Origin of the sequence: Vibrio sp. Isolate23 (genome assembly GCF_022398095.1) — a bacterium.
GTDB lineage: Bacteria > Pseudomonadota > Gammaproteobacteria > Enterobacterales > Vibrionaceae > Vibrio > Vibrio coralliilyticus_A.
Genome location: NZ_JAKEUV010000003.1, coordinates 288,903 through 314,127 on the forward strand (window position 1 = coordinate 288,903; position 25,225 = coordinate 314,127).

General features: G+C 42.9%; 21 protein-coding genes and 5 pseudogenes. 15 read left to right on the forward strand and 11 right to left on the reverse strand.

What is annotated here, in order from left to right; all coding sequences use genetic code 11:
- The first annotated feature begins 8 nt into the window (after positions 1–8).
- Positions 9–470 carry a hypothetical protein gene (locus L1D31_RS11160; protein WP_239837208.1) on the forward strand — a complete coding sequence of 154 codons (462 nt, stop codon included), beginning with the start codon at positions 9–11 and terminating at the stop codon, positions 468–470.
- Here the strand turns inward: L1D31_RS11160 and L1D31_RS11165 are convergent.
- Positions 467–1,465, reverse strand: coding sequence for a LacI family DNA-binding transcriptional regulator (locus L1D31_RS11165; RefSeq protein ID WP_239837209.1), 999 nt, complete (start codon positions 1,463–1,465; stop codon positions 467–469). The genes L1D31_RS11160 and L1D31_RS11165 overlap by 4 nt on opposite strands.
- 194 nt (positions 1,466–1,659) lie before the next feature.
- On the opposite strand from L1D31_RS11165, the gene L1D31_RS11170 reads away from it, so the two are divergent.
- Positions 1,660–2,589 carry an aminoimidazole riboside kinase gene (locus L1D31_RS11170; RefSeq protein WP_239837210.1) on the forward strand — a complete coding sequence of 310 codons (930 nt, stop codon included), beginning with the start codon at positions 1,660–1,662 and terminating at the stop codon, positions 2,587–2,589.
- 175 nt (positions 2,590–2,764) lie between these two features.
- On the opposite strand, the gene L1D31_RS11175 is transcribed toward L1D31_RS11170, so the two are convergent.
- Together L1D31_RS11175 and L1D31_RS11180 are read right to left on the reverse strand one after the other, a co-directional pair.
- Positions 2,765–3,463, reverse strand: coding sequence for a cytidine deaminase (locus L1D31_RS11175; protein ID WP_239837211.1), 699 nt, complete (start codon positions 3,461–3,463; stop codon positions 2,765–2,767).
- Between the two features lie 394 nt (positions 3,464–3,857).
- Positions 3,858–4,046: pseudogene (locus L1D31_RS11180) on the reverse strand (GH32 C-terminal domain-containing protein); the annotation flags it as partial.
- Here L1D31_RS11180 and L1D31_RS11185 point away from each other — a divergent pair.
- The 6 genes and pseudogenes from L1D31_RS11185 to L1D31_RS11210 all read left to right on the forward strand — a co-directional run.
- A pseudogene (locus tag L1D31_RS11185) lies at positions 4,047–4,949 on the forward strand (maltose/glucose-specific PTS transporter subunit IIC); the annotation flags it as partial.
- A 529-nt stretch (positions 4,950–5,478) separates the two neighbouring features.
- Positions 5,479–5,985 (forward strand): helix-turn-helix transcriptional regulator, encoded by a 507-nt coding sequence (locus L1D31_RS11190; RefSeq protein ID WP_239837212.1) that lies wholly within the window; start codon positions 5,479–5,481, stop codon positions 5,983–5,985.
- Positions 5,972–6,292 (forward strand): hypothetical protein, encoded by a 321-nt coding sequence (locus L1D31_RS11195; protein WP_019277032.1) that lies wholly within the window; start codon positions 5,972–5,974, stop codon positions 6,290–6,292. The genes L1D31_RS11190 and L1D31_RS11195 overlap by 14 nt, the downstream gene beginning before the upstream one ends.
- 3 nt (positions 6,293–6,295) lie before the next feature.
- Positions 6,296–6,928: a VUT family protein gene (locus L1D31_RS11200; RefSeq protein WP_239837213.1), complete on the forward strand. Its 633-nt coding sequence runs from the start codon at positions 6,296–6,298 to the stop codon at positions 6,926–6,928.
- The gene (locus L1D31_RS11205; protein WP_239837214.1) at positions 6,906–7,634 is read left to right on the forward strand and encodes a metallophosphoesterase; all 729 of its coding nucleotides are present in this window, start codon (positions 6,906–6,908) and stop codon (positions 7,632–7,634) included. Before L1D31_RS11200 ends, L1D31_RS11205 begins: the two co-directional genes overlap by 23 nt.
- Positions 7,631–8,137 (forward strand): DUF2165 domain-containing protein, encoded by a 507-nt coding sequence (locus L1D31_RS11210; protein ID WP_019277034.1) that lies wholly within the window; start codon positions 7,631–7,633, stop codon positions 8,135–8,137. The genes L1D31_RS11205 and L1D31_RS11210 overlap by 4 nt, the downstream gene beginning before the upstream one ends.
- A gap of 68 nt (positions 8,138–8,205) precedes the next feature.
- Here the strand turns inward: L1D31_RS11210 and L1D31_RS22670 are convergent.
- Positions 8,206–8,340 (reverse strand): annotated as a pseudogene (locus L1D31_RS22670) (hypothetical protein); the annotation flags it as partial.
- A 315-nt stretch (positions 8,341–8,655) separates the two neighbouring features.
- Between L1D31_RS22670 and L1D31_RS11215 the strand changes: the two are divergent.
- From L1D31_RS11215 to L1D31_RS11225, 3 genes and pseudogenes are all read left to right on the forward strand, one after another.
- A pseudogene (locus L1D31_RS11215) lies at positions 8,656–9,069 on the forward strand (DUF3360 family protein); the annotation flags it as partial.
- Between the two features lie 273 nt (positions 9,070–9,342).
- Positions 9,343–11,157, forward strand: a complete 1,815-nt coding sequence (locus L1D31_RS11220) for a hypothetical protein (protein ID WP_239837215.1) — start codon at positions 9,343–9,345, stop codon at positions 11,155–11,157.
- A gap of 11 nt (positions 11,158–11,168) precedes the next feature.
- A complete protein-coding gene (locus L1D31_RS11225; RefSeq protein WP_239837216.1) occupies positions 11,169–12,932 on the forward strand; it encodes a hypothetical protein in 1,764 nt (587 codons plus the stop codon).
- 239 nt (positions 12,933–13,171) lie between these two features.
- On the opposite strand, the gene ileS is transcribed toward L1D31_RS11225, so the two are convergent.
- Positions 13,172–16,318 carry an isoleucine--tRNA ligase gene (gene ileS, locus L1D31_RS11230; RefSeq protein WP_239837217.1) on the reverse strand — a complete coding sequence of 1,049 codons (3,147 nt, stop codon included), beginning with the start codon at positions 16,316–16,318 and terminating at the stop codon, positions 13,172–13,174.
- Between the two features lie 409 nt (positions 16,319–16,727).
- Here ileS and L1D31_RS11235 point away from each other — a divergent pair, with 409 nt between their 5' ends.
- Entirely contained in the window at positions 16,728–17,324 is a 597-nt protein-coding gene (locus tag L1D31_RS11235) for a tyrosine-type recombinase/integrase (RefSeq protein WP_239837218.1), read from the forward strand.
- 511 nt (positions 17,325–17,835) lie between these two features.
- On the opposite strand, the gene L1D31_RS11240 is transcribed toward L1D31_RS11235, so the two are convergent.
- The 3 genes from L1D31_RS11240 to L1D31_RS11250 all read right to left on the reverse strand — a co-directional run bounded on the left by L1D31_RS11240 (position 17,836) and on the right by L1D31_RS11250 (position 19,842).
- Complete coding sequence (locus L1D31_RS11240; protein WP_239837219.1) at positions 17,836–18,300, reverse strand: VanZ family protein; 465 nt, start codon at positions 18,298–18,300, stop codon at positions 17,836–17,838.
- Positions 18,301–18,463: 163 nt separating this feature from the next.
- The gene (bla, locus tag L1D31_RS11245; RefSeq protein ID WP_239837220.1) at positions 18,464–19,339 is read right to left on the reverse strand and encodes a class A beta-lactamase; all 876 of its coding nucleotides are present in this window, start codon (positions 19,337–19,339) and stop codon (positions 18,464–18,466) included.
- 320 nt (positions 19,340–19,659) lie between these two features.
- Complete coding sequence (locus L1D31_RS11250) at positions 19,660–19,842, reverse strand: hypothetical protein (protein WP_239837221.1); 183 nt, start codon at positions 19,840–19,842, stop codon at positions 19,660–19,662.
- A gap of 130 nt (positions 19,843–19,972) precedes the next feature.
- On the opposite strand from L1D31_RS11250, the gene L1D31_RS11255 reads away from it, so the two are divergent.
- A complete protein-coding gene (locus tag L1D31_RS11255) occupies positions 19,973–20,842 on the forward strand; it encodes a LysR family transcriptional regulator (protein WP_239837222.1) in 870 nt (289 codons plus the stop codon).
- A gap of 28 nt (positions 20,843–20,870) precedes the next feature.
- On the opposite strand, the gene L1D31_RS22590 is transcribed toward L1D31_RS11255, so the two are convergent.
- A complete protein-coding gene (locus tag L1D31_RS22590; RefSeq protein WP_275666115.1) occupies positions 20,871–20,993 on the reverse strand; it encodes a hypothetical protein in 123 nt (40 codons plus the stop codon).
- A 272-nt stretch (positions 20,994–21,265) separates the two neighbouring features.
- Between L1D31_RS22590 and L1D31_RS11260 the strand changes: the two are divergent.
- Positions 21,266–21,861, forward strand: a pseudogene (locus L1D31_RS11260) (tyrosine-type recombinase/integrase).
- Positions 21,862–22,030: 169 nt separating this feature from the next.
- Here the strand turns inward: L1D31_RS11260 and L1D31_RS11265 are convergent.
- On the reverse strand, positions 22,031–23,008 hold the full coding sequence (locus L1D31_RS11265; protein WP_239837223.1) for a helix-turn-helix domain-containing protein: 978 nt from the start codon (positions 23,006–23,008) through the stop codon (positions 22,031–22,033).
- A 112-nt stretch (positions 23,009–23,120) separates the two neighbouring features.
- Here L1D31_RS11265 and L1D31_RS11270 point away from each other — a divergent pair, with 112 nt between their 5' ends.
- A complete protein-coding gene (locus L1D31_RS11270; protein WP_239837224.1) occupies positions 23,121–23,738 on the forward strand; it encodes a LysE family translocator in 618 nt (205 codons plus the stop codon).
- A gap of 294 nt (positions 23,739–24,032) precedes the next feature.
- On the opposite strand, the gene L1D31_RS11275 is transcribed toward L1D31_RS11270, so the two are convergent.
- Positions 24,033–25,202 carry an MFS transporter gene (locus tag L1D31_RS11275; RefSeq protein ID WP_239837225.1) on the reverse strand — a complete coding sequence of 390 codons (1,170 nt, stop codon included), beginning with the start codon at positions 25,200–25,202 and terminating at the stop codon, positions 24,033–24,035.
- Between the last annotated feature and the right edge of the window lie 23 nt (positions 25,203–25,225).

Genomic DNA, 25,225 nt, shown 5'->3' on the forward strand with positions numbered 1-25,225 from the left:
GAGAAGCGATGACAGACCTCGATATTGAATTTGAACATATTTTTCTGGAAGTAAAAGCCGAACGCTGGCACAGCATCGAACGATTCTATTTCAGCTACTTTTGCTTCCGGGAAAATTACCTCACCAAGAAAGGCAAACCAGATTGGGAACTCGCCCGCCAGCAGTGCCCTCGTTCCCGCTCTCTCACTATCATTAAGCACGCTGAGCTTGAGCCGCTGGTTCCACACGAAGTGATCACCGGAGAAATCAAACGTTACTGGCGTGATGGTTTACTCACACCAAGGGCATTACGCCGTATTCTCGACAGCCTTCTGGATTACACGACCATTACTAAAGCAGAAAAGAACGCCTTAAAACAAGCAGGCCTTCTCAACACAATGCCAGCCTTTTGGTATCAATCCAAAGAAAAATCACCGATATCAAGGTTCGCAGCCGCAAATATCGAGATGCAAGACCAATCAAGAGATTAGCGCCTACGATGAATTCTGGCGGGCAACACCGTAATGCCTGTTTTCATCTCCGGCTGCTTTAGAATGGCTTGTCCGTAATCAAATAGTGTCTGAGCAATCAGCTCGCAGTCCTGTTCAACCGAGTCAATTTTCACAGGTAAGCAATCCAGAATGTCGTAGTTATCGAACGTCGCCAAGCGAATATCTTCACCCAGCATGTTCTTCTCGGTCAAAAAACGCAAAACCCCTTCCAACAATGAATACGAGGCGGTATACACGGCTTTAGGTAGACGCCCTAGCTCTTCTACAGCCAGTGTCATGAGCTCGTAGCCTGACTCAGGTTGATAATTCTTGGTATACACGTAGCGATCATCAAAACACACACCTGCATCCTTAAGCCCTAGCTGATAGCCCTTAAAACGATCTCGGCTCGTAGACAAGTTAAGCTGACCACCGATATACACGCACTCTTCACCACTTAAGGCTAATTGAGCCACCACGTCCTTCGTCGCTTGTTCAGCATTGGTTTTGATATTGATGAAATGGCTATCTTCTAATATACGGTCAAAGAAAATTACTGGAGTGCTTGGGCTGATAGGTTGATAAAAGGTGTCATCCATCATGCAAGTTGCCACTAACAGGACATCCACCTGCCGCTCAATCAAGCTCTTTACTGCCTGTTGTTCCTGCTCATGATCATCATCTGACGAGGCGATCAGTAGCTGATAACCATTATTCCGACACAGTATTTCCAACCGTTTAGCAATGTTCGCAAAACCCATGTTCGCAAGATCCGGAATGACTAAGCCTACGGTATAGGTCTGCTTAGACTTGAGCGCTCTGGCGTAGATACTCGGCTTGTAATGATACTGTTCAGCAATAGCCTGTACTTTCTCCACCGTGTCTTCATGAATACGGTGCTTTTTTGCGTGTCCATTGAGCACAAAACTCACTGTTGACTTGGAAACACCCGCCAATGCAGCGATGTCTGCCAATTTCAGTTTTTTACCTGCCATTATTCTCTTTTCCTACTCGGTGCCTTTATCAGCCTGCCTTGCTGCTAGCTCAATCAACGGCACTGCACTCTCATGTTTAGACTCTGACAATGATCACAATTTGATCTTTATCGTGACAAATGATCTTTGAAAACCTAGATCGCTAAACCGTTTTAGCCATACAATCAGCTTAATTTAGTTAAGTAAGAGATGCAATGATGAAGAACAGAGTTTGGGTAACAGGAGATGCGGTTGTAGACCTGATTCCAGATAGCGAGTCCAGTTACTTGAAATGCCCAGGTGGCGCGCCTGCTAATGTGGCAGTCGCCATCGCCAGATTGGACGGGGACGCCGCTTTTATTGGTCGTGTCGGGCAAGATCCCCTCGGCCGTTTTATGCAACAGACACTCAAGCAAGAGCAAGTCGATACGCAGATGATGATACTCGACGAAGCACAGCGCACTTCGACCGTTATTGTTGACCTTGATGATTCTGGCGAGCGAAGCTTTACCTTTATGGTCAAGCCTAGTGCAGACCAATTCCTTGAAACCACTGACCTACCGACCTTCACCCAGGGTCAGTGGCTGCACGTATGCTCAATTGCGCTAGCGAACGAGCCAAGTCGCAGCAGCACACTGGAAGCGATGCGTCAGATTAAAGCCGCAGGTGGATATGTAAGTTTTGACCCTAACTTAAGAGAAGAGGTGTGGGTAAATCCAGAAGAGCTCAAACCTATCGTACGTGAAGCAATTGCGCTGGCCGATGTCGTCAAGTTTTCCGATGATGAGTTGCTGTTTTTGATAGGCAGCGATACCCTTGAACAAGGTGTGGAAGCACTGGAACCGTTTAAAAATAGACTAGTCTTAATCACTCAGGGAGCGAAAGGTGCATTAGTCCTGTTTGAAAAAACACAACAGCTTATTGCCAGCCAAGCAGTATCACCCGTTGATACTACAGGTGCAGGCGATGCTTTTGTCGGAGGCTTGCTCGCTAAGTTGTCTCAATATAATGACTGGCAGCAGCTTGAGGTCATTAAGTCTGCGGTAAAATGGGCTAATGGCTGTGGCGCACTTGCTACTACGCAGAAAGGCGCTATGACTGCTCTACCTTCCTATAAGGCTCTAGAGGAATATATTCAGAGGTAATTGGAAGGAAATTCTGGATAAAAGAAAAGGCAGAGAGATCTGCCTTCTTAGTTTATTAGTAATAACCACTAGAATTAGCAAAGCAGGTTAGTCTGAAAATAGAGTGTTCTGCTTTGTTAGCTTTTAGAAAACTAAAACTGCATCTATGTAAATGAGCTCACGTAGCTTCCTTTTACTATAGGTATTCAGTTAGTCTTTTTCCGGCTTGTTCTAAAGCAAGGTGTACAACTTTTGTGATTTCAGGATACCCATTATCACGATCATCCCAGTCAACATTTTCAGGTAAAGCAACCTGTTCATTAATTTGGTGATCCATAACAATCTTGTTGTCCGATAAATCCACCAGCTTTACCTGAGCATAGACATAGCCTCTAGGTTGACTCAGCGGTATGAAACCATAATAGTCACGAATGGTACCGGATGCTAAAACCTGAATGACAAGCAAATGGCTTGCAGAGTATTGCTCTTGTAGCTCTGTCAAGTCATACCCAAAAAAGCCTTCTTTTTGCTGAGCTTTTGGGAGTTTAGTGGCATCGGAGGCTTTGTAATATTCTGGAAGTACTTCACTTCTACCGCCTCGCCGTTCGATTTGTTGCGCTATAGCTGACTTACTTAACTCAAATTTGTCATGGGATAAAGTATGAATATGCGATTGAACACCATCAGTGACGATCTCATTGATTGCCATATCAAGTAAACCTTGCCCGCCCATACGATGCGCATTCATTTCTGGAGGCTGAACAAATGCGATTGCGATATTTTTCTCTCCCCCTGTTTCCCAAAAGTTTACTGGTATGTCCATTGCTTTCTGAGATACACATCCAGAAAGAAAAAGTACACCAAACATACAACTGATCAGCTTTACAAGTCTCATTGAGTTATTCTCTTGATTATTAAGAGAGCGCAAACTAATAACCAAGATATATTGAAGCAATTGTTAAAACACACAATTGTGACCAAGATCGATATTTTGGGATGTGTATTAGATAAAAAAATGATAGAGGTTATTGTGTAAGCAAAGTTGCGCATTCCAAACAAAGGCGGTTACAGAGCGTCGTTAGAAACAACAAAGTAATACATTTTACTCAAACACAGGTTGGGAGAAACTCCTTTAGCAGCTGAAGACACACTCTGTCTCTTCGGCAAACTTAATTGCCTTCCTACATGCTTCGTCTTGGAAAGATTCACTACGGTACTCATCATAAGCCGTCAGACGTTCAAAATTTAACACCGGTTACGCCAACTCACCGCCGCAGTCCGTTACCTAATCAAGCAAATGGCTGTTGTGCTGCTTTGAATGTTTTTAATCTGGCGGTCTGACAGCCATGCAACAGTGAAATACCTGTCGCTACCTGCTCAACGAAAACTCGTGATGTCATCACTGCCTGACCATGGTTGACAAAAACTTCTATTGAGGAAGTATCGGCAAGAATGCGCAGTTGAATCTTATCTGTATCAAAAAATTTGGTGGAAACCCGTTCCTCGGGGCTGCTCTGGGTATGCTGATGGTACACCCAGATCTGCTGAACGGCTGGGGATTCGGTGGAGCAAGCGTAGCTGGGACAATTCCGACATGGAACATCTTTGGTTTCGAAATCCAAAAAGTCGGTTACCAAGGTTCAGTTCTACCTGTATTGGTTTCTGCCTTCATCCTTGCCAAGGTTGAAAATGGCCTACGCAAGGTGATTCCTTCTGTGCTGGATAACCTCCTAACGCCGATGCTGGCGATTTTTATCACGGGTTTCCTGACCTTTACATTGGTTGGCCCAATCACGCGTGATATTGGTTTCCTGCTTGGTGATGGTCTGAACTGGCTATACGATTCTGCTGGTTTCATTGGCGGCGCACTGTTCGGCTTCATCTACGCACCGTTTGTGATTACCGGCATGCACCATAGCTTTATCGCAATTGAAACTCAGTTGCTCGCCGATATTGCAGTCACTGGCGGCACCTTTATTTTCCCTATCGCTGCCATGTCTAACATCGCACAAGGTGCTGCAGCATTGGCGGTTGGCTTTGCCACCAAGGACAATAAACTTAAAGGAATTGCAATGCCTTCGGGTGTCACTGCTCTACTGGGTATTACCGAGCCAGCCATGTTTGGTGTCAATCTTAAACTGCGTTACCCGTTTATTGCGGCGATTATAGGAGCGGCATCGGCCAGTGCATTTATTACTCTGTTTAACGTCAAAGCTCAGGCATTAGGCGCTGCGGGTCTACCTGGCGTGATTTCGATTGTGCCTGATAAGCTAGGCTACTATGTCACAGGCATGGCTATTTCATTCGTTATAGCGTTTGCTCTAACACTAGTTCTTGGTACTCGCTCCGGCCAAGAGTCAGGCAACGCTGCAACAACATAGCAGAGAACAGTCCCCCGTAGCTAAAACATGGTTTGGCTCACTCCTACCCCGCCTTAGGCGGGGTATTTTACTTTTTGATGCTCCCCACTCAAATATCAGTTAATGGGACCACTGAGCCATCTATGTGCATGACTAAACGCTAGCTTTCATAGATAGAAACTTTAATGTTATTCCTAATGAGACTAACACGTTTTATATTTGTTTAACTTCATCATGGAGTAGCCACTACTAAAATCGGGGTACTGCTAACTCACATTTTAGAACCATAAAATGAAAAAAGCCCACCAAAAGGCAGGCTGTGATTCCAAACAATAAGAATACAATTGGCAATAATATAATTATTTCCCGATTAAACAGATTGCGACTTCAACCAGAGCAATTAACTGATAATTAACTCTGGATTAATAGCCTAAAAACATTTAGATTCACGGAAAACAAATAAAAATTACACATATCATTAAAACAAATCAAAATAATTTATTTTAATGAATTACAAGCATGAATTAAATCACGTTTGGCTGGCTATTAAATGATAAACAAGATAATAAAGCTTATTACAGAGAGTAAGCATGATACAGGCGGTGTAAAATTCCTCGCTCAGGAAATGGGCATAAAATACAGCACGCTATACAGTCTCTATTCAGGCAAAAACAGTAACCCCACCATTGATACAGTCGGAAAGATCTGTGATTACTACAACATCACCTTTTCTGACCTTTCAGATGAAGCGACTTCATCTCATCACTTTGACTCGTTGCACCCTGAAATAGTCAGACTGTCGCAGCATGAAGGTGTCGATGTTTTCATTAAAAACAACCACCTTATTGACAGTTTACCCAAAAGTAGCCGGTTGATTTTTGAAAAGTTCACTCCCCCTTTGAAAAACAAAAATCATTATATTTGCCTCACAGAAACTGGTGAAATTGTCTTGAGAAAAGCCATTGAAGAAGATAATAAATTTCTATTTATCTCTTCAAATAGAATAATTCACAAGAATGATTATCCAATAATGCAACTAAAGAATGTCAAAATATAACTTCTTCAAAATAAGGAAAAAACGCTCTCGACTCTATTCTATCGATGGATTGGTAGGTTTTATAGACAAAGAGATGTTTCGACACGCTTATATTGATAAACACGACGTCGATCTTCACAACGGCAAATACTCTATTTCCGACAAGCGGATCCGCGCTATCAATGTAAAGGAAAAAACCATCGAAATGGAAATCTCCGATATTCCAGTGACCGTGACGATGAAAAGCCTGCTTACACCTTCAATCAGACAAGAACTCGATATTAGTAATGAAAATTTTGTCGCTATCTATCACCAAATGGAACAATAACTAATGAACGTACTAGAAAAGTCAACCATGCTTGCGACTCTAGGGCTGTTCTGTTTCCTAACTGCTTCAAACATGGCCGCAGCAAAAGCTGTTGAATTCTTCGGTATCCATCTTACGGCGGGATTCTTCACCTACCCGTTTGTTTACCTCTTCTCTTCCATCATCATGGCCACACGCTCTCCAGACGTGTACTTCAAATGTATTACCTTTGCCTATTTCGGTTATCTGTCATTTATAAGCTTGATGTACATCGCAGCAATACTCCCTGGAGTGAATACTGAATCGACATACAACCAGAGCTTCGATTTAATCTATAGCCTAAGTAATTACCGGATCTATTTATCTTCGCTATGCGCTTATTTCATCTCAATGTTCTTGTTTGGTGTACTCTTCAATTCACTGAAAATTGAAAGCATTGGCATCAGAATTGTGCTGGCAACACTGATCGTTGCTCTCGCTGACGTTAACCTTTTCCTCATCCTAGCTTTCTCAGGTGTCAAAGAAAGCAGCTTACTAATGAACATTATGTTCTGGGCGAGCATTAAAAAGCTGGTTGCGCAGCTGGTTCTGCTAGGACCAACTCTATTACTTATTAATCTGATCAGGAATAAACATGAGTACTGTGTTTCAAATTAGCGATTGCCATTTGAGCGATGAGTCGAGCTTCCAGAACTTAGAGAAAGCGCTAAATGTCGCCAACGCTGATAGTGCTTGCGACACAATTCTGCTAACCGGTGATATCTGCTGTGGCCCTAAATCAGGCGATTATGCAAAGCTTCTGAGTTTCGTTTCCCAACACATTGATAGCAAAAAACAGGTTTATGCCATTGCAGGTAACCATGATGATATCGTTTTGATGAAAGATGAGCTGAAGGGCTCTTTGATTCAGGTGGTGGATCAATGTGAGATTGCAGGGCGCGATTTCATTTTCCTCGACTCCAGTCAGAAGCCTATTGATGCTCAACACCCTCTCGGCTCAGGTAGAATTGACAATCGCGGTATCGCTCACCTGAGAAAGCAAATCCGTAAGAAGAAAAACCCTATTGTGGTCGTACATCACCCAGTGATACGTGTTGGCTCTGAGTGGATGAAAGCTATCTGCCTTGAGAACGACCAACGGATATTCAACATCCTTAAGCAATCTGGCGTCAGAGTAGTTATTTGTGGTCATGGTCATGATCATATTACCTGCACCAAAGAAGGCATCACACAATACATGGCGCCAGCCACAGCTTACGGATTTGATCACTCCATTCCCGAATACAATCGAAGTGAACGTATCGGAATGAACAAATTTACTATTTCAAAACAAACAATAACTGTAAATGAGGTTGTGCTATGAGACTGAGCTTGGTTCTCGATATTTCGAAAGCTGTTGTCGCGATGTATGTGGGAGTATTCTGCGTACTGGTCAGCTATAACAATGTGATTGACTACAATACAAACTTCCAGTTTGTACAACACGTATTGGCAATGGACCAAATGAAGGCATTTTTTACAGGTGATAACCTGTATGGACGTGCGATCACTTCTCCGACACTTCACACTGTGTTTTACAATCTGATCATCGCACTTGAATTCCTTGCGGGCGCTTTGTGCGTTATCGGCGCTGTGATTATGTTCTTCAAACGTGAAGCAGCCGGATTCTCCAAAGGTCAGGCTTTCTATGTAGCCGGTGTTACCGTCGCTTTAGGTGTGTGGTATTTCGGTTTTGGCGTGGTTGGCGCTGAGTGGTTCTCGATGTGGGCAAACTCATGGAATGGCCAGATGAAGGCATACACCTTCGCTATGTTTATCATTCTGACGTTGATTTATGTCCTGATGCCGAGACCAAATAACGACTAGTTCATTACTAACAGTAATAAAAAAACCCTACTGATTGAGCAGGGTTTTTACTATTTAGTCAGAAACAATTAGTCACGAAGTAACGCGCCAAACTTCTCAGATACGTGAGCAACGATAGCATCAACCGCACCAGCAATATCAGCATATTCAAGCGTACACTCAACTGGCTGTAGCGTCAGTGCGATTGCTAGGCTCTTCTTACCTTAAAATCTAACCTCTTCATACTTTAGGCTAACTCTACGACTAATGTCTAACTCACTGAGACTATTTGTTTTTTTCAGTTTGGTTTAAGGTACTAACAACTTCAATAATTGCGTTTATTTATAGGGTAATTTGTTCTTTATCTTTAACAGTGAACCTCAAGCTTTTTACACCAGTACCAACGATATTCTTGCTTGTTTCCGACCCTATTCTTAGTCAGTCATCTTCACTTTTTAATAATAACTCAAGTTACACCTAATAAAGATTTGTCGCATTCTTTGTAGCAAACACTAACTACTCCGCTAAATCTTCATGACGTGAGTACATTACGTTTGTTGGAACAACAACACAAACCAAGCTCTGAATTTGAGTCCCGAGAGCAGTATCTAGAGCACGAATTGCAAATCATGTCGCCTAAACGCTGGCGTCCAAACTTGCCGTTTAAAGATTATCGATTTGAGATTGAAGACACCATCCCAGCAATGGCGGCGACCATTGGTAAAGTGGTAATGGTGGGCGCTATTGCAGCAACCTTTGCCGGAGCTCTAGGACTAAACGAAGGATTTATTCTAGAAAATGTTCGTTATTAATTACTTATCGCTTCAGTTTTCATTATTCTTTTCTCCGGTTTTTTATTGCCAACTGCTAACCTCGCAGGTACACACAGCCCACTTATCCCTTTAATTCCGATTGTTGTTGCCGCTGGTGGACATACGATGGCCTTTGGCATGTCGGTGATAAGTGCTCATTCCGCCTAGAGAAACGCCAACCTCAGACTCCATCTTCATACATTCGCCTCTCAAGCAAGTTGTGCTAACTACTGAGGGGAAGTTCCTACAGGTTACTTGAACAATTAGATAGGGTTTATCGCCAGCTTGCACCCTTACAGCACATCAAAAGAAAGAAATAATTTGCACGAAATGAAACTGAATGCATATTCTATATAATTCCTGAAGGGAATTTATAAACAGTTACGTGTCTATTTAACAAATAGGATATTACTCATGAATGGAAACGATAACGCGGATTCGTCCAATACTTATCTGACCCCTGCATTGGTGAAAGATTTTCCCAATGCTCCAACACTACAGAATAAGCTGGATGAATTGTGGCACACAGGTTTGGATGCTGCCAACCAAGCTGCTATTGTCAGCAACCCATGGACGGCAACCTATCTGGCCCCTTGCGACTGGTATGCCAACAGGACAGATATTCAATTTCCACTTGCCATCAATGTCGTTGAATCAGTGTTTTGGACGGCATTTCCAAACCGCCTGAAAATCTATTTTTCAGCCAATGAAAAAAGCCCCTACAACATGACAGATGACGAACTGTTTCATCTAGCTGATTTTGGTGATGTGGATTACTCAGGTAAACTGCCCAAGTTTCCAACCAACAATGGAATTCCCTTTAAAATACCAGGAGATACTTGCCCGCAAATGTCATGGGGAGATGTCACCAGTCACTCAACTGAACTACCAGATTCCTGGAAGGGTTACGATCCTCTTGGACCAAGAGGCTGGTTGGATGAATATTGTGAATGGTCTGTAATGAGAAACGACAAGGGCCAAATTACCCAAATCAACTACACCTGCGAAAACCCTGAATACTGGTACACCCTTTGGAAGGTGTCACCGCAAAGAGTGGCAGAACTATATAACGAGTTACTCAACACCGGTAACATCGTCAAAGTAGAAGATTTACAGCTCACCGATGAAAACGGTAATGTTGTTAGCGATCCCTTCACCGGAGCCCCGGCTTATAATCCACTTAACAAATGGAATAGCGGTACCATTGCCACAAAAGATGGCGGCGGAGCAATTCACCTGACCAGCCCGCCGAATACTATTGGCGCTGAAATCCTACTGGCTTCTCAGGCAACTCTGCTTAGAAACCTAGCTCCAGTGAACTACAACATGCAAAGTCTCGTGTGTGCCGGCGAATTTGGACGCCCCTATCGTAACAGTGATCCCCACATTGGCCAGCAGGTGAATCAGGTGGTTAAAAACGTTGGCGTCAAAACTATGCTGACCAATCCACTTGGATTGTATTTACAGGCCCCGGACTTTAGTAATTATACATTTCCGGAAGGGACCACCGTTGACGACTGGTTTAGTGTAGTACGTGGTTGTCGTGCTGGAGAGGACGGACAAACCTATGATCAGATCCTGCACATGCGATTTTCAGCACCAGAGGGCTATACTCTGGAAGATGTGACTATTGGTACTTTAGTTGAAGGTGGTAGTAGCGGCCCAAGTCAACAACCCAAAGCCATTAAATACGCAGGACAAATTGCCGATACTTTCAAAGTAGGTATTGCCGCTACGGCTGTGCCGGCGGGCGATGCTCAGCCTCAAACACCGTTGCCTGCAGTAGGGAAGAAAACCGGTGAGCCCAATGGTTATCCCGCTCTTCTCATTGGCGACTCAGTTTACAAGGCCATGACTAACGTCAACCCCAACCCTCCATTTGTGGCATTGCCTGTCACGATGCAAGCAGGCGAAATCTATTCCGATGTACTTTTGCAAGCCTACTACATAAGTGATTCAGATAATGCCAATACAGCAACCATCGAAGTATATGAACGTGATGGTACGACTATTGACCCCAACGTAAGTGTCGTGGTCAATAAAGTACTGACCTCCGACGGTACGCCTGTGGGTGGTGGTTCTGGTAGTCAGGGGGACTACTTCAACTTTTACATCACAGTGAGTGTCTCGGCCTTGGCGACAGCTGGACTTCGAGGGCTCGTTCTCAAAAACCCTGCGTCGACAGACGCAGCTCAGCCCATGCCAGGCTTAATCTACATCAATGCATAGGAGGGCCAATCATGGAAATTCACCACCTGAACAAGGAAAAAACCATGCGTTACTTGAAAGCTGCTGTCTGTGCATTAACGGTTGCGAGTTGCACGTTTGCCTCCATGGCCACCACTACATCTTCTGGTGGCTCATCATCACAACAGTCATTGACTTCATTTGCCTGCTTAAATGCACCATCCGTATCTGACTTTGTGCCAGGCGATACCATGATCACCTCACAAAATGGCGTGAACTGCTTTGCCTGGCAGGTATTCATTGGTCTCAACTGGCCAGCCGATACTAAAACTCCCGGACAGCCCAGCTCCAGTGCTAAGGCTACAGATTTTGGCAAACCGGGTAGTGGAAATACGCAACCAGTATCGACATGGGAAACTTACGCTAACTCTGATGCGGTGTTTTTACCTAACGGCGAAAAACCCAAAGCCTTTGGTTCGCGCACATCCCCCTGGGGAGATGGGCCCACACCGGAAAGCTGCGTCAGCGATGACAAAGCCTACCGCATCATGAGCTCTTCCCGTAAGGCCAGTATCTCCGAAGGAAGTGATGGTACCTTCAATATGTCCGGAGATATGGCTCAGGCATTCCCCAGTGATAATCCCAACTGGCTGGCTGACAAACGTGGCAATCTGGTGTATTACGAGATCTTATTCAGCAAGGACCAGTACGACTTCATCGTAGATAATGAGCTGTACAACACCAATGGTCAGGTAGATATGATCAAAGCTAACAAAAACATCGCAATGCCTCTGGGTATTGGGGTGAAGCCCTCGGATGATGTGACTCTGGGTGGACTAGAGCTAAAAGCCGCTTGGCTGGAAGTGGAAAACCCTGAGACAGGCACCTGGAAGACAGATTACAAGCTCACAACAGCATCTGTTTACGATGAAACTACACAAACATGCAGTGATAAAACCCTCGCTTTAGTAGGGCTGCATATTATTCATAAGACCGCCTCCCAACCACAATGGATTTGGGCAACTTTTGAACATAAAATGAACGTACCAGACAACGCTGACCTAGCAACTGCCAAAAACTTGGGTGATTACAACTTTTATTCCGAAAGTTGCACGGAGATGGACGTGCCATCCCAGTGTACTGCGAAAACGGTCAATGATGTGCCTACCACTAAAACTAGCTGTGACGTTAATGTCTCACCCGCATTTTATCTAGATGGTACGAAAGACTGTAATCCGTATCCTATCCAGGTATCTCGCTTGTTTAAGATCCAAGACACCACAGACAATAAAGTGGCTTCCATTAATGCCGCCGCTCAGGCCCTGATTACAGAGACCAACGCCGGCTCTGTTTTCGCTAACTACCAACTGGTGAATACCCTCTGGTCTTCAGCGGCAGTTAATGACAATTCACCTCCAGGAAAGCCACCGATTACACCGCTATCTACCAGTGGCGCAACGCCAACCTTGAGTGAAGTCCCCGTGGCAAACACTATGCTGGAAACCTATGCTCAGGGTTTTAACTGTTTGTCTTGTCATGCTTATGCCAGTGTGGCTCAGGAAGCCGAAGAGGAGTTGGGTAAGTCTTACGCCACCGACTATTCATTTGTTTTTAGTCTGGCGAACCCGTTGCCCAGCTTAAGCTGTTATTGGATGGAGAATTATGACAATTTCTCCTGGGTGCCAGCGCCTCAAGGGGAGCTGAGCAAGCAACAATGCTATGAGCTTAATAGTTGCGGCGATGGCGGCAAACAATCCGGCGGTGGTTGCTACAAATGGGCATCGGGTCCAGACCAACCCGCACACCCCTGGCAGTAAAAAAATACTGGAATGGCAGCGATCTCATCGGTACGCTGCCATTTCTAAATCGAAAATGCCCCAAACCTTCTTAGCCCCAACGAACTGACCACCTAGCCAGTACAGCAGTAGACCAAATTAATATAATCTGTACTTTGGGAACTTATACAGAAGCGTTCCGTAGTTCTACCTCGAAATTCTCTATCGATTCATTGAAAGGCGGCGTTATTGCAAACGCCGCACTTTTCCGGTTGTAGACGCTAGTCAACTTTGATTTTTGCGACTGAAATACTGACTACTCCCATCTCTAAAACGTACTGTTCACCTGTATTTGTAGGTAACTGAAAATCCACATGTGTAGCTAAAGTCTCTGTCTGCAAATATCTTAAGTACTTTTCTATCCAATTTCTTACGTGATCTGATGTGTTCATAGACACCGAGATCTTATCCGTCACACCAAAACCGAAGGACTTTCTCTGTTTCTGAATACGGCTCACAACTTCTCGAATCATCCCTTCTGCAACCAACTCTTCTGTGAGGTTAGGTTCAAACTCCATAGAGATATAACGGTTAGAAACTGCGTTTACCCCCTCCTTCGCCTTTCTGTAGATGACAATTTCTTCTTCGGAAAAGCGTTGTCCATCAATTTCCAGAAACCCAACTTGCTGAAGTTGAACAATATCAGTCGGTACAAGGTTAGCAATCAGATTGGCATAGTGTTTCATTTGCTTACCCAGACGTTTTCCCAGTGCTGGAAAGTTTGCCTTCGCGTAAAGGTCGATAAATTTTCCTTCCTCTGTACTAAAACTTAAGGACTTAAAGTTAAGCTCCGCTTTTATGTAATCAGACAAACGTCGAATGTCATCCAGCACTGTTTTATCTCGGTGCAGCACCGTTGCCTGGCTCAAAGGTGTTTTTAGCTTTACTTTAATATCATTTCTCATTTGTCGGCCCATGATGATCAAATGTTGAAAACCCTGAACACTTGTCTCGAGATCGGGCACCCTGAGCTCCTCGATTGTGTGAGGATAACGACGCAAATGCACCGACAATGGTCGCTGCGCATTCTCGTCATACTCTTTAAGCTGTTGATAAATGAACTCCGACAAGAAAGGGGCAAGCGGTGCCATTAACGTCGTAAACGTGTCTAGACAATAATAAAGGGTGGCGTAAGCGCTCTCTTTGTCCTTATTCATTTTAGGTTGCCAGTAACGAGAACGGTTCAGACGAATATACCAGTTGGTTAAATCTTCCAAAAACTCAAACAAAGGTGGTACCACTTCATACAAATGGTACGCCTGCATTTCAGCGTTCACTTTTTCTTTCAAACTTTCCAAACGAGAAACAATCCACTGATCAAGTACGTTGTTTCTCGGCGCGGAGCCTTCGACTTTCCATCCGTCGATATCAGCATAGGTTTTAAAGAACTTAAATCCGTTATACCAAGGGAGCAGTACCTGTCTCACCATTTCCTGAACGCCTTTATCAGAAAATTTCTGTTCCTCGGCTTTTACCAGACCAGAATTGATTAGGTACAATCGCAACGCATCGGCACCGTACTGTTCCATTAGGATATCAGGAGCTGTGTAGTTTTTTAGCCGTTTAGACATTTTCTTACCGTCTTCCGCCATCACAATGCCGTTAACAATGACATTGGTGAAAGCGGGTTTACCGAACAGACACTCGCTTAACACTTGTAAGGTATAGAACCATCCTCGAGTCTGATCTACCCCTTCAGCGATAAACGATGCAGGAAAACTTGCTTCAAACTCTTGCTTGTTCTCGAATGGATAATGAACCTGCGCATAGGGCATTGAGCCTGACTCAAACCAACAATCAAAGACTTCCGGTATCCTACGATATACACCATCCTCTCCGGCTAAAGTAAAAGTTAAATGGTCGATATGATCCCTATGCAAGTCTTCAATTTGAGCCCCGGTTAAAGACGTCAGCTCTTCGATAGATCCAACACAGTATGGTTTTTCTGTAACATCATTTATCCAGATAGGCAGTGGCGTCCCCCAATATCGATTTCTTGAAACCGCCCAATCAATCGCATTTTCCAGCCATTTGCCCATTCGACCCTGCTGAATATGTTCTGGCACCCATTTGATCTGGTTGTTGTTTTTAACAAGCTTGCCTTTCAGTTGGGTTACACCGATATACCATGAAGGCACTGTGCGATAGATGATTGGTGTATCAGAGCGAGGGCAAAAGGGATAACTGTGCATTAACGTGTCATGCCGATACAACAGCCCTCGTTCCTTAATGGTCTGAATTATCGATTTATCAGCATCTTTCACATAAACGTTGGCAAAATCACTCACTTCCCCAGTAAAGCGCCCTCGGCTATCCAGCGGACACACACTAGCCTCGACACCGTTTTCACGGCAGACTCGTTGATCTTCCTCACCAAAAGCGGGGGCGATATGGACAATACCAGTACCGCTTTCCTGCGAGACAAAAGTATCCGCGAGGACTTTAAACGCACCTTTGGCTTTGTTCTGTACAAAGTAAGGAAAGATAGGCGTATAGGATTTACCTGCAAGATCTGAACCCTTAGTGGTAGCGAGCACTTCGACTGAATGTCCTTTAGAAAAACTCTCTAATAACTCTTTAGCAATCCAAAGCCTTTTACCTACTGACTGGTCGAACACCTTAACGTAATCAAAGTCAGGATTTACGCAGAGAGCAAGATTTGAAGGTAAGGTCCAAGGTGTTGTCGTCCATGCAGCGAGATAACCATCTTCGTCTTCTAGTTTAAACAGTACCGAAATTGCGGGGTCTTGCACATCTTTGTAGTTCGATGTTGCCTCAAAGTTTGATAACACGGTTTCGAGTTCTGTTGAGTAGGCGACAACCTTTTCCCCCTGATAAACCAAACCTTTATCCCACAGCTGCTTAAACACCCACCATACGGATTCCATATACCAGGGTTCCAGAGTTCGATAGTCATTATCGAAATCTACCCAACGGCCTAGGCGGGTTATTGTTTTCTCCCACTCCTGTGTATACCGTTGAACGATACCACGGCATTCGTCGTTATATTTAGCGATACCAAACTTCTCTACCGCTTCCTTAGCCGACATCCCCAATGATTTGTCTATCTCATGCTCGATAGGAAGACCATGACAATCCCAGCCAAATCGCCTTTCAACGTAATGTCCAAGCATGGTTTGATAGCGAGGGATTATGTCTTTGATAGTGGAAGCAACTAAATGGCCGTGGTGGGGTGACCCTGTAGCAAAGGGAGGACCATCGTAAAATACGAACTTAGGTTTATCTTTTGACTGCTCCAGAGATGCCTGGAATACGCTGTGCGTTTCCCAGAATTGCAGCATGTCATGCTCAGCATCCACAAAAGAAAAACTTGTTGATGGAGATGCCTGTTTTTGTTTAGAACTCATATTTACCTCTTAACTTAAGATCCTAAGAGGTAAGTACAAAAAACCCGCCTCTTAGGCGGGTCTTAAAATTTAGTTGCACTAACTATCCCACCATTTCTTAAGAAATGATGATAATAATTCGTTGGAAGTTAGGCGTCATATTCATAAATACAGGTTCGCACTTGCCGCTTTGTTTGTCAATCAGTGTATAAGTGAATTGGTCCACATTCATGTCTGTTTAGCGCATGGTTTACAATATCAGAAGAGGTGAACCGAACAGTCAGATTGTGTTTTAGTTTGTAACTCGGTTTTGTCCATGGATGATTCTGAGCACCCTGAACGACTGCGTGATCGATGGCTATCAGGCTGGAACAGTTTCAGTTTATAGCCAGACTTTATGTTGACCAATAATATCGAAGAGGAGGTCAACATGAGAAAGTTATCTTCGGGAAAATGCAGCGGTATTAAAAGACCATTCAAGTTGGAAGAAATTTGGCGAATCAGAACTAGGCTAGAACTTGAAAACAACCTCATGCAGCTTGCGCTACTGAACCTAGCTATTGATAACAAGTTAAGAGCGAGTGATTTGCTAAGGCTGCACGTATACGATGTTTCTTCGCAAGGAGTTATCTATGAAAGGGTTCAATGCATTCAACAGAAAACGGGCACCGACGTACACTATGAGATTACTCCGAGAACGCAACAAAGCATTAGCCGATGGATCTACTCGGCATCCTTAGAGGCAAGCAGTTTTCTGTTTCCAAGTGGTCGTCGAAAAGGACAACCTATCAGCTACTCATTCTATCGATCGATTATCAGGAACTGGGCAGTAAAACTTGGATTGAATGCGGACTACTATGGCACTCATTCCATGCGCCGTACTAAAGCAACCTTGATCTATGCCAAAACAAAAAACATCAGAGCGGTACAGATTTTACTGGGGCACTCGAAGCTAGATAACACTATTCGTTACCTTGGAGTGGAACTGGAAGACGCTCTGAGGCTCTCAGAGCAAACAGACTGCTGAGGCTTGCTGATACAGGCTTTTCTCCTGAAAAGCCTGTGCCCCTTTATGCGCTAGACTTTTTACTCATTCATACTCTGTTAATATGCGTTTACCCTAGCAAAAGTTATCCACTCTTCTAATACTGCTTGCTGTGAATCATCACGATATATAACGGGAGAAAAGGGTAAATCCGATCCATCAGTACGCATACAGCTCTGATCCAGTTAAGCTGGACAATGCATTAAGCGACATATTATTTTTCAAAGTTAACCTTTTCTTCTGTCTTGAGCTGACCAAGGACCAGCTTATTGGACAAGGTGTAAACGCTAATCACGTAGTAATAAAATTTTACGTACAGGCTTAGTTATGAGCAGAATCATACTGAAGTGATTAGATTGGTACGGGTTGAGTGATCTTTGAGGTTTAACTTAGAATTATGCTCATTGATTGAGCTATAGGCATGGATCTAGGCTGATGGATAGATTCAGCGATAAGAATGCAGTTTTTTATTCCATTGTTTTGTTCAATAACGCTACCTTGATGCTAAAAGTTTCCTATATCTAAAAAGAGCACAAAAAAGAGAAAAACCTAGAATTGCTCCTAAAGTATTAAAAAGTAGATCATTTAGGTCAGAAGTTCTTCCAGCACCTATTGCAAATTGCATAACCTCTATCAATGTACTTAATGTGCCCGATACTATAATCGACGGAAAGCACCTCATACTGATAAGCCTTAGAAGCATTCCACAGGGCAAGAACAATAATGTGTTTAGACAAGCGTCAATGACGTCTGCACGATTTGTAACATCTAATAACGTGAAGTTGATAGCGCTGCCACCACCAGAAGGCGTACCAAATGTCAATGTAATTAACGCTGTAATCCATATTAAAGAGAGAAGTAAAGTGATAAGATTTTTAGTTGTTTTAGTATATTCAACCCATACACAAGAAATAATTAATAACATCCATGTTAAAGTAATTAAATAGAATGAATTCAAAAGATCTCCTTTTTAATTATAGGAAGTTTATTTTTATGAATAGCCTGCTTATACACTATAAAAACTAATTGACATAGATAGCCTTAAATGCAATTAAGAATATTCTCTTTGGACGAGATTTTATATTACCACCACCGATTTAACGGTGGTGGTTAAAAAATATTTAAGGGTATTGTTCAAAAATTACTTTGCCGATATCTGCGATTACCTGATCGCGTTCTTTCATTGTGGTGTTACTTTTTCGAACATACATGGTAATAATTACCGGTTCATGATCATTAGACCAAGCCATCGATATAATTCCTCTTACGCCGTAGTCACTTGCCCCTGAACGATCTGCGATGGACCAACCTTGTGGAAGAGAGGCTCTCAACAAGTCGTTTGCTACTTTATTGCCTTTCATCCACTTTTTAAGCTGAAGCTTCGATTCTTCGGATAATACATTCTCTAATAGAAGCTTGTTAAGACTGGATGCCATTGCATTCGTTGTCGTTGTATCTCGGATATCGTATTCAATATTTTTAGTCAACTCAGGCTCGTATCGATCTGATCTAAGTACATCGTCTCCTATCGAACGCATAAACTTCGTTAGCCCTTCGGGACCGCCACCCGCAGATATCGTATAGTTAGCTGCTGTATTATCGCTATATGTTAGTGAAGCTTCACATGCCTTTCGTAAGGTTAGTTTTTTACCTATGTAATCTTCAGTTACAGGAGAATACGTTACAATATCGCTTTTTTTGAGAGAGATAGAGTCATCCAAGGAAATCTTATTTTCATCGACTTTAGATAAGACATTTGCACATGCTAATGCTTTTATAGTGCTATTAAAATGAAAACGATTATCACCATTTACAGAATTAACGTTACCTGATTCCGTATCTAAAACAGTTACTCCAATACTCCAACCTTTATCTTCAAAGTATTGAACTCTTTGCTCTAAATCCGAAGCATAGGCACCGAATGAGAACAAAAAACTGGTAGAAAATAATAGTGTTGGAGATAACGATTTATTTTTATATACAATATATTTTTTCATTTCTAACCCTTAAAAGTTAATATGGTGATTAAATTTCTATCAAATTTTTATTTTTGATATCATATTTAAAAATTTGTGGTTTTATAAACCACTCTAAAAATATGCCTGAAGTATTCGGCTAGTAAATAAGGATACAATGGTTGTTGATGTGTATAGAAGTTTAAAATTACCTGTGGGTTTATCAGTTTCTCTTTCATTGACGCCAAAGCGGGCTTTCAATTGATTTAACTAGATCTTGTTAACTCCTACATACCTGCCTTAATTGACCTTGCAACGTTATCAGTGATGGTACTGAGATCACCTGTTTCACTTGAAGTACACTAGTTATATTCCTGATTGTTTTTCACCGTATCTGGACACTGCAACGGTAACCCGCCTGCGATGTACGCTCCTAACTCTTGCAAGGTTCGAGCACCTATGGTGTTGCCTTTCAGTTCTGACATGTGTTGTTCCGCCGTATCCGTTAACGACAATTGCCCCTTCATCTGCGCGTAGCTCGCCATTTATCTATAACTGTTACTTATTGGTTTTTAATATGTATCACTCTAAAAACACACTAATCGTAACGATAGACGTATCAGGGAACAATGTGTTAAAACTAAACTCAGCCATAAGTTTAACTAAGATCTAATCATGAACATCACACATCTGCCGTTGAATGCACTGAGGGCATTTCTTATCTCTGCTAAGCATCTGAACTTCACCAAAGCCGCTATCGAGCTCTGTGTCACGCAGGCGGCGATCAGTCAACAGGTTAAGATGTTGGAGCAGCAACTGGGGGGAGCGCTGTTTTATCGACTTCCTCGGGGATTAGCGCTGACCGATGAAGGAATGATGTTATTGCCGGCGGTAAAAAATGCGTTTGACAGTATGACCGATACGTTAGAGATGCTTGAACAAGGAATTCACCGAGAAGTGGTCTGTGTTGGTGCTGTGGGTACCTTTGCTCTGAACTGGTTGCTCCCAAAAATCAAAGACTTCAATGAACGTTTTCCCTATATCGATGTCAGAATATCGACCAACAACAATGTAGCGGCTCCCGTGTCCGAAGGGCTAGACTTCTTTATTCGTTATGGTAAAGGCAGATGGCATGCGACCGAAGCAGAACATTTGTTTCCTGCCCCTTTAACCGTGCTTTGCAACAAAACGATCGGACGCCACTTAGAGAAACCGCAGGACATTCTGGGCTACACCTTGCTGCGTTCATACAATCCAGAGGAGTGGACGTTGTGGTTTCAACAAGCTCATATACCGCTACCTAAGTCCAGACTCAACAGCATCACCTTTGATTCATCCATTGCGATGATAGAAGCCACAATTCAGGGATTCGGAATTGCATTAGCACCTCCCGTTATGTTTGAAAAAACACTCATGGAAGAGAAGCTCATCCAACCCTTCGATATCTTTCTCGATAGTGGATCCTACTGGCTAACAAAGCTCCAAAGTCAAACTGAGACCAAAGCGCAAACCCTATTCAAGCAGTGGATCCTAGAGTATTGCTGATAGTGAACGGGTATTAATCCTAAAACGTCTAGCTGTCAGCGCCATCTAAGTAGCGGACATCGATGTCCCTCACCTCTCTGGGGTCAAACATCCGATAATTCACCGCCAGACGATCACTATCCCACGCTTCAGCTGCGGTGTAATGCGTCACACAACCGCATTGATTACAATGCTTAAAGCTAATGCATTTGTCTCCATGTTCGTAACTTCCCAGCCCAAACTTCCCGACACCCACCTACAATTGTAAGAAGTGATAGATATACCTTAACTTAGTTTATTCACCTAATTTGGCGTATCTGAAGTGCTTGATTTAGGTTTTGGATTCTAACTCACTTCTGTCCGCGGGCGCTTCATCTAACCCAACCCCTATAAAATATGACTGCCAAACTTCATGTTGGCCAACAACATTGAGAGGAGGTCATCATGAGAAAGTTATCTTGTTCAAAGTGCAGTGGTATCAAAAGGCCCTTTAAGATTGAAGAAACCTGGAGAATCAGAACTAGACTTGAGATTGATAACAATTTGATGCAGCTTGCACTACTGAACCTAGCCATTGATAGCAAGTTAAGAGCGAGTGATTTACTAAAGCTACACGTATACGGTGTTTCTTCACAAGGAGTGATCTATGAAAGGGCTCAATGCATTCAGCAAAAAACGGTCACCGATGTACACTATGAGATAACTTCGAGAACACAACAAAGTATAAGTCGATGGGGCTACTCAGCACACCTAGAATCAAGTAGTTTTTTGTTTCCAATTTGTTGCCGTAACGGTCAACCTATTAGCTACTCATTTTATCGTGCGATTATCAGGAACTGGGCTGTAAAGTTTGGATTGGATGCGGACTATTATGGTACTCATTCCATGCATCGCACTAAAGCCACTCTAATCTATGCCAGAACGAAAAATATCAGGGCGGTACAGATCTTACTTGGGCATTCGAAGCTAGATAACACTATTCGATACTTGGAGTTGAACTAGAAGACGCTCAGAGGCTCTCAGAGCAAACGGATTGCTAGAAGCACTGTTACAGTCTTTTCTTCCCCCTGAAAAGACTGTGCCCCAAAATCATTTAGACCTAATGCTCATAACACTTTCAGAAAACTGTGCATGCCCCAATTTTTATAATGAGCCAAAAATTGAAGGTCATTGAATGTTGAAAGGTCGTTCGCTAGACACACATAGTCATCACGCTATCGGATAGCGACGGCATTGGCCAGGGGTTATTCCAAATCTTTTCTTGAAAATCTTGCAAAGATAGCTGATGTCCCGAACACCCACTTCATCTGCAAGTTGGACAAGGTCATGACTAGAATGCTTCAATCGCCAGTACACATGTTGTAAACGTAATTCTTGCCAATAATGACGTGCCGAAATGCTGAGCTTTTGCTGAAATAAGCGGTCTAACTGTCGTCGACTAATACCGATGAGCGCAGCAACTTGCTCTACGGTCATTGTCTGTTCCAAGTTTTCTTGCATCAAAGAAATCGCTCTGTCCATATGACGATTCCTGTGTATTCCTTGCTCTGACGACTTCAGACAGTGTTGCATGCTACGATTTTCATCAACCAGCATATCCGCTAACCCTTTTTCTGCCTTTGTTTGCCCGACATGCTTTTGCAAAATTGCCACCGCAAGGTCGATAGTGGCACTTCCGCCAGTGCAACTGATCAAATTTTTATCAAAATGATAAAGCTGTTCATCTCTTACAACCACTTTAGGGTAGGTTGCTTTGAACTCAGTATGATGCCGCCAATGAACCACGACTTGATAACGGTTAAGTAGCCCTAACTCAGCTAGAGTAAAGCAAGCGTTATCAATGCTGACAATTGGTATTCCATTGGTGACAACATTTCGAACAAAAGAGCGGTAATAGGCGGCTTGCTGCTGAGATTCAGTTGCCGTGCGGCTACCAAAGAAAACCACATAGTCAAATTCCGCAGGTTTAACGTCACTCAGATCGAGATCAATTTTAATGGGGATCCCACTACTAGAAATGACTAATCCTTTGTTGTGCGACACAACTTTCCACGAGCAATATCGTTGTTGACTGTGATCCGCTTCATCTGCGGAGAACCGGAGTTTATCTAAGAAGCCACCAAACGGGAGCAAGTTAAAGTTATTTAGAGGTATCAATAAAAATCGGACACCATTATTTTTATTCATTTGTATTGAACCTTTGTCTAAATATCCATACTTTACGTCCAAAATATACCATAGATAAATTGAGAACTGAGAGATACTAATCTCCCTTAAGTTCTCAGTTTGCCGGTTGGTTATGACGTTTGAAATTTGGTGTATCTTTGCTTTGTCTGCACTAGGGCTTGCTTGTGTCCCAGGTCCTAACTCGCTTTTAGCACTCAGCCACGGTGCAAGATATGGCTATAAGAAGACAATTTGGACAATATGTGGTGGCGTGAGTGGCTTTTTCATCTTGATTACGGTAGCTATGCTAGGTTTAGGTACAATCCTAGAAGCAAAACCTGAATTAATGATTGGTCTTCAATGGTTGGGGGCTTTATATCTTGCATGGTTAGGTTTCAAACTGTTCTTCGCGTCTGCAATTAGCATTGAGCAAACAAAAACTGTAGCGTCTGTTTTGCCTAAAGAGCTATTTAAGCAAGGTTATTTCGCTGCTTTGTCTAACCCGAAAGTCTTACTATTTTTCACTGCTTTTTTAGCTCAGTTTATCAACCCCGACGAGGCGTTCATTCCCCAGTTTCTGGTGATAACATTCAGCTTTCTTTGTATTGAATTCGCCGTAGAGTATATCGTGGCCAGATTGGCTGATAAGGTTAAAACAGTGCTTTTAGCCAATGGGCGAATTTTCAATCAATGTTGTGGTACAGTTTTCTTGCTGTTAGCAGCAGTAGCTGTTGTAAAAAGCCTAGTTTAACTGAAGTTCTTTGAGACATTAATATTGGGGTAATGCACTTACTTAAATCGCAACACCTTTGCCCCAAACTTCGTTAGAACTAATAGACAGTTTAAATTAAGTAATCTAATGCAAAATGAATAGCCACCGAACTGTTTTACAAAGTTTTTCTTGGCAACTCTATCAACTTATCCTCTCTATCATTAATAGCAGATTGGACTAACATGTTTAATCCAATCGTGAATGAGCAAACAGTAGAAATAGTGCTGGCCTTTGTAATTATGGTTCTCTAACAAAAGCCAGCACTTTCGCAGATTAATTCACTTCTGAAAGTTTAAGGGCGGGACCTTTTTTCTGGTTTAGTAAGATACTAATCAACGCTAATACCGTAAATGCTAAGCTTGATAGGAGTAGATTTTCCACACCGAACTGAGCGATAAACCATCCAGCTACTATCGATCCAATGGTGATCCCAAAGTTTGAAAAAGAGATGTAAAGACTATTAGCAAAGACTTTCGCATCACCAGCGTTATCCATCACCCATGTTTGACTCACAACCAAGCCAGCAGAATGTACAGCGCCCCAAAATGCGACCATGGCTACCATAAAGGAGAATGAGAAGCCCATGAAATATACGGTAACAAAGATAAGGCCAAGTATAACAGGGTAAAGCATCACGGTCTTTTTCATGTTTTTGCCAAGTAGTTTGCCAAAGATGAAGTTACCAAAGATACCAAATACACCGAACACCATCAGCATTACACTAATCCACGTACCGCTCATATTCGTTACTGTGCTTAAGTATTGAGTAATAAAGCTATACGAAGAAAACATCGCTGCAAATACGAATATTACAGACGATAAAGACAGCCACATGGGCTTGCTACGTACAATAGTCACTTGAGAGCCGAATGATATTTTTTCCTTAACGGGCGCGCTTTCCATCAAGAACATCACACTCACTAACGCAATGGCGCAAGCAGTTGAGCCAAAGTAAAAGGCATAATCGAGAGAGTACTGTTCAGCTAGAAAAGCGCTAATCGGAATACCGAAGACCAAACCTACAGCTACCCCACCGAATACTTTTGCTGCAGCGTTGCTTTGTTCTTCAGCTGGAACCATAGAAGTGGCTGCTACTAATGCAACTGAAAAGAAAACAGCATGCATTAAGGCTGGCAGAATTCGAAATATCATCATGGTCGTATAATCTTGCGTTATGGCGTACACAAGGTTCGATAGAACGAACAAGGAAAGTATGCCAATTAAGACATATTTCCTATTCCACCCTGACATCAATAATGTAATAAATGGTCCACTCACCGCCACTACGATAGCGTAAACACTGACTAACAGCCCCGCTTCTTGTACGTCAACATTAAAGTCTTTCATGACTTGTGGAAGGAGACCGATAATACCCAGCTCTGTCGTGATAACACCAAAAACGGCTAAAGATAGAGCAAAGATAAACAAGCTTTGTTTTTTCATTGTTTCAACTCAAATGATTATTA